The organism is Janthinobacterium sp. (assembly GCF_031995485.1).
Classification (GTDB): domain Bacteria; phylum Pseudomonadota; class Gammaproteobacteria; order Burkholderiales; family Burkholderiaceae_D; genus Janthinobacterium.
The window spans coordinates 1-4,402 of sequence record NZ_DAMAGB010000090.1 but is presented as its reverse complement, the minus strand read 5'-3'; the positions used below and the strand labels follow the sequence as shown (position 1 = coordinate 4,402).

Annotated in this window: 5 protein-coding genes; 1 reads left to right on the top strand and 4 read right to left on the bottom strand. The window is 61.2% G+C overall.

Translation table 11 applies throughout. The features are described from left to right. The 4 genes from RTQ46_RS27055 to RTQ46_RS27040 all read right to left on the bottom strand — a co-directional run. Positions 1-689: IS1595 family transposase (locus RTQ46_RS27055; protein WP_312440708.1), on the bottom strand; the 689-nt coding region annotated here is incomplete at its 3' end. 88 nt (positions 690-777) lie between these two features. Next, entirely contained in the window at positions 778-1,632 is an 855-nt protein-coding gene (locus tag RTQ46_RS27050; protein WP_312440707.1) for a sulfurtransferase, read from the bottom strand. Positions 1,633-1,643: 11 nt separating this feature from the next. After that, positions 1,644-2,567 carry a DMT family transporter gene (locus RTQ46_RS27045; RefSeq protein WP_312440706.1) on the bottom strand — a complete coding sequence of 308 codons (924 nt, stop codon included), beginning with the start codon at positions 2,565-2,567 and terminating at the stop codon, positions 1,644-1,646. Positions 2,568-2,622: 55 nt separating this feature from the next. Further along, the gene (locus RTQ46_RS27040; RefSeq protein ID WP_312440705.1) at positions 2,623-3,723 is read right to left on the bottom strand and encodes an aromatic ring-hydroxylating dioxygenase subunit alpha; all 1,101 of its coding nucleotides are present in this window, start codon (positions 3,721-3,723) and stop codon (positions 2,623-2,625) included. A 421-nt stretch (positions 3,724-4,144) separates the two neighbouring features. Here RTQ46_RS27040 and RTQ46_RS27035 point away from each other — a divergent pair. Further along, positions 4,145-4,402, top strand: a 258-nt coding sequence (locus RTQ46_RS27035; protein ID WP_312440704.1) for an exodeoxyribonuclease VII small subunit, incomplete at its 3' end; no start/stop codon positions are given.

The following is a 4,402-nucleotide window of genomic DNA, read 5'->3' as shown; positions in this document are numbered from 1 at the left end:
CCATCGGTGACCAGCAGAATGTCGCGATCGATGACAGCTGGCAGGCAGGCATGCAATTTCGCCCTGGTGAGCTGGCCACGCCCAGCCATGAAATCGACGGTTTGCCCGGTGCGGTCGCGCGCCACCAGGATGCATACATGTTCATACGAAATACCGCGCTGGCGCGCGGCGCCACCACGCTGGCGTGGCGGCCGCGTCAGGTGCCGTGATCCTTTCTGTGATTCGAGCAAATACATTTCATCGGCTTCGGTAATGCCGTGCAGGCAGTGCGGCCGGTCCGTCTTTGCCAGCGCCAGGAAACGATGGCGCCAGCGGAAACTGGTGTTGCGGTGGATGTGAACCTGTTCGGCCGCCTTGCGCACGGAAAACGATGGGAGCAGGCAGGCGGTGTAGGCCAGCCACTGTGTTTTATGGTGCAGGTGTGCCAGCGGCGTGCCGCTCAAGGCATTGAAAGTCCTGCCGCAGGGCACGCAACGATAGCGCTGCAAGCCATGGGCATGGCCGTGCCGGTGAATATGCGTGGCACCGCAGGCCGGACAACGCAGGCTGGCTTGCGCCGTCTGTTCGATCAGGGCGATGGCGGCATCCTGTGCGGCACCGTCCTGCAGCAGGGCGATGCCGGCCAGGCGCTGCCGCTGCGACAACTGTGAGAATTGCTCGATGAAGGCCTGCCACTGGACTGGGTGCATGATGGTCCCCCGAAAGGAAATTCCTGATCGGTTAGACCTCAGCAACGTCAGAACGGTTCCACTTTTTTCGGTGACATAGCCTTTTTTATCAGCCGCCGATCGCCACCGGCCGCGCCGGGTCCGCGCACCATTCGCTCCACGAGCCCGGATACAGCGCGGCGCCCGGCAGGCCGGCCACTTCCATCGCCAGCAGGTTGTGGCAGGCCGTCACGCCCGAGCCGCACTGCATCACGGCCGCCTCGGGCTTGCCGATCAGGCCGGCAAATTCCTGTTCCAGTTCTTGTGCGGACTTGAAACGGCCATCTGGCTGCAGGTTGTCCTTGAAGAAACGGCTTTTCGCGCCCGGGATATGGCCGCCGACCGGGTCGATGGTTTCGTTCTCGCCACGGAAACGGTCGGGTGCGCGCGCGTCGAGCACGGTGAGTTCCTGCGTGTCCAGGTTGGCCACCACCTCCTGCACACTGACGGTGCGCGCCAGGCTGGCCTGCTCGGTGATATTGCCGGCGGGGCGCGGCGCCACCGGCGTGACCAGCGGCAAGCCTTGCGCCTGCCAGGCGGCCAGGCCGCCATCGAGCACGGCGACATGCGCATGGCCGATCCAGCGCAGCAGCCACCACAGCCGCGCGGCAAACATGCCGCCCTGCCCATCGTAGGCCACCACTTGCGTGTCGTCATTGATGCCCCAGCCGCGCAGGACGGCGATCAGGGCGTTGCGGTCGGGCAGCGGATGGCGTCCCGTAAAGCCCGGGCCGCGCGCTGTTTTCGGGCCGGACAGTTGCGTGTCGATATCGGCAAACTGCGCGTTCTGGATATGGCCGGCCGCAAACGCGTCGCTGCCGGCCGTGGGATTCATCAGGTCGTGGCGGCAATCGAGGATCACCCAGTTGCCGTCGTTCAGGTGGCTGGCCAGCTCGCTGGCGCTGATCAGGGTCGTGTGGCTCAAAATTCTCTCCTTTACACTTCGCTGGCAATCGGATCCGTGCGCGCAATCGCCGCGCCACGGCTGGTGTTGCGGGTATTGTAATAGGTGGCGGCAATGCCCGAGGCGAGGATCACGCCGATGCCGGCCCAGCCATGCCAGTCGAACAGGTCGCCGAAGATCACCACGCCCCAGAAGCTGGAAAACACGATGCCCGTGTATTGCAGGTTGGCCACCACCAGCGTCTTGCCCAGGCGATAGGCGCGCGTCATCGCCATCTGTGCCATGGTCGCGCACAGGCCGATGGCGGCCAGCAGCCCCACGCCATAGGCACTGGTGTGCGCATGCCAGACGACGGGGCCGCCGCCGGCGCTGGCCACATGGCCGATCACGCCGGCGACGAAGTTGACGACGGAAAAATAAAACACCACGCGGTATTCGGGTTCGCCCAGCAGGCCCAGTTTGCGCACCTGCAAGTAGGCGAGCGCCGACAGCATGCCCGAGATCAATGCGGTGATGGCGCCCGCTGCCTGGTCGGTTTCAAATACGGGTTGCAGCAGCAGGGTGACGCCGACAAAGCTCATGGCGATCGCCGCCACCAGCGGCCACTCGACCTGCTTGGTGGCGCGCCACCAGCCGCCGGCCAGCAGGATCACGGCGATCCAGATCGGCGCCATGTAGTTGAGCGTCATGGCGGTGGCCAGCGGCAGGATGGCGATTGCATAAAACCACAGCCACAAGGCAATCACGCCGACCACGCCGCGCCACAGATGCTGGCCCCACATGCTGGTTCTGAAGGTGCCGCCCTGGTACAGGATGGTGCAGGTCATCACGGTCATGCCGATGATGCCGCGATACATCACGATCTCGGAGGTGGAATACATATCCGAGGCGAGCTTGACGCACACGCCCATGATGGCGAACATGAAACTTGCAAACAGCATCCACAAAGATTGCATCGGGTTCCTGGAAAACGTGAGGATAAAAAAAGGCCGCACGCGGCGGCCCTGGAGACTACAGTTCGATATTGTCGCGATACCATTCATGGAAGTGCTGCATGCCGTCTTCCATCGGCGACTGGTAGGGGCCGACTTCGTTGACGCCGCGCGCGATCAGCACCTTGCGCCCCGCATCCATGCGCAGGGCGATTTCATCGTCCTCGACGCAGGTTTCCATATAGGCGGCCCGTTCGGCTTCGATGAATTCGCGCTCGAACAGCACGATTTCTTCGGGGTAGTAGAACTCGACCACGTTGCGCGTCTTTTGCGGACCGTCCGGCCACAGGGTCGAGACGATCAGCACGTGCGGATACCATTCGACCATGATGTTCGGATACAGGGTCAGCCAGATCGCGCCATACGGCGGCGGTTCGCCGCCACGGAACTGCAGCACCTGCTCCTGCCATTTCTTGTAGGCTGCCGATCCCGAATGCTGCAGGCCGCGGTGCACGCCCACCGTCTGCACGCTGTAATCCTTGCCGAATTCCCAGCGCAGGTCGTCGCAGCTGACAAAGCTGCCCAGGCCCGGATGGAACGGCTCGACATGATAATCCTCGAGGTAGACTTCGATGAAGGTCTTCCAATTGTAGTCGCACTCGTGGATTTCCACGTGGTCGAACATGTAGCCGGAAAAATCGAGGTCTTTCGAGACGGACAAGTCTTTCAACTTTTCCATCACGTTGTAGCCATTCTGTTCGAACAGCAGGCCGTTCCAGCTTTGCAGCGGGGTTTTCGACAGGTTCAGGCACGGTGTTTCGGGGAAATGCGGCGCGCCGATCAGTTCACCCTTGAGGTCGTAGGTCCAGCGGTGCAGCGGGCAGACGATATTGTTGGCGTTGCCGCGGCCATTGAACATCAGCGCCTGGCGGTGGCGGCAGACGTTGGACAACACTTCAATGCCATTGGCGTTGCGCACGAGCATGCGCCCCTCGTTCTCGGACGCCAGGGTCGCAAAATCGCCCGTTTCGGGCACCATCAGCTCATGCCCGATATAGCGCGGGCCGGGCTGGAATAATTGCTGCATTTCACGCTGCAACAGCGTTTCGTCAAAATAGACGTGGACCGGAAGTTGCGCGTTTGAACGCGCCAGCTTGGCGTGAGTAGCCAGATCGGACATCCCAACCCCCCATAATATGTACAACGGTCAGCACGTTGCCAGGCCATCCCCTGGGCAACTGCTACAGAGAGAAAGAATCCGCAAAGACCTGAATTCAAAATTGGTTGAAACGGTATTTCGGACAGAACCGGAGATTATAGCGTGAATCGGCCTCATCCATGCTAAACCACCTGCCAAATACGGGCTTATACGCAAGATTATCGGCAAAAAAGTTTGCCGGCCGTGCGTTTCCAGCCACATGGGGGCGAATTCATGAAATTCCACCACGACACTGCCGTTCTGTCCTGCTTTGAGCACGCTACACATGCTTTAGTTTTCACTTAGTACAGTGGTTTGTTCTAAAATAACGCTTCTATGCTGGCCGGGCATCCCCGGCGTCTCCCGGCAAGTCACTCGTTGCCACGAAAAGATCTGAGTTTTTATGTCCAAGAAATTAACTGCCGCTGTCGCTGCTGCCGTGCCGGCCTCGTTTGAAGAGGCAATGGCCGAGCTTGCCCAGCTGGTAACGCAAATGGAAGCGGGCCAGCTGCCGCTGGAAGCTTCGGTCGCGGCGTATCAGCGCGGCTCGGAACTGGTCAAGTACTGTGCGGGCCAGCTCGACAGTGTTGAAGCGCAGGTCAAGGTGCTCGAGGGTGACATGCTCAAGCCGTGTGCCGATGGCGAGGTGCTGCAATGGGCG

Excerpts from the sequence above, each read along its gene's own strand:
- RTQ46_RS27045 (WP_312440706.1), bottom strand. The coding sequence starts at position 2,567 with ATGCAATCTTTGTGGATGCTGTTTGCAAGTTTCATGTTCGCCATCATG.
- RTQ46_RS27040 (WP_312440705.1), bottom strand. The coding sequence starts at position 3,723 with ATGTCCGATCTGGCTACTCACGCCAAGCTGGCGCGTTCAAACGCGCAA.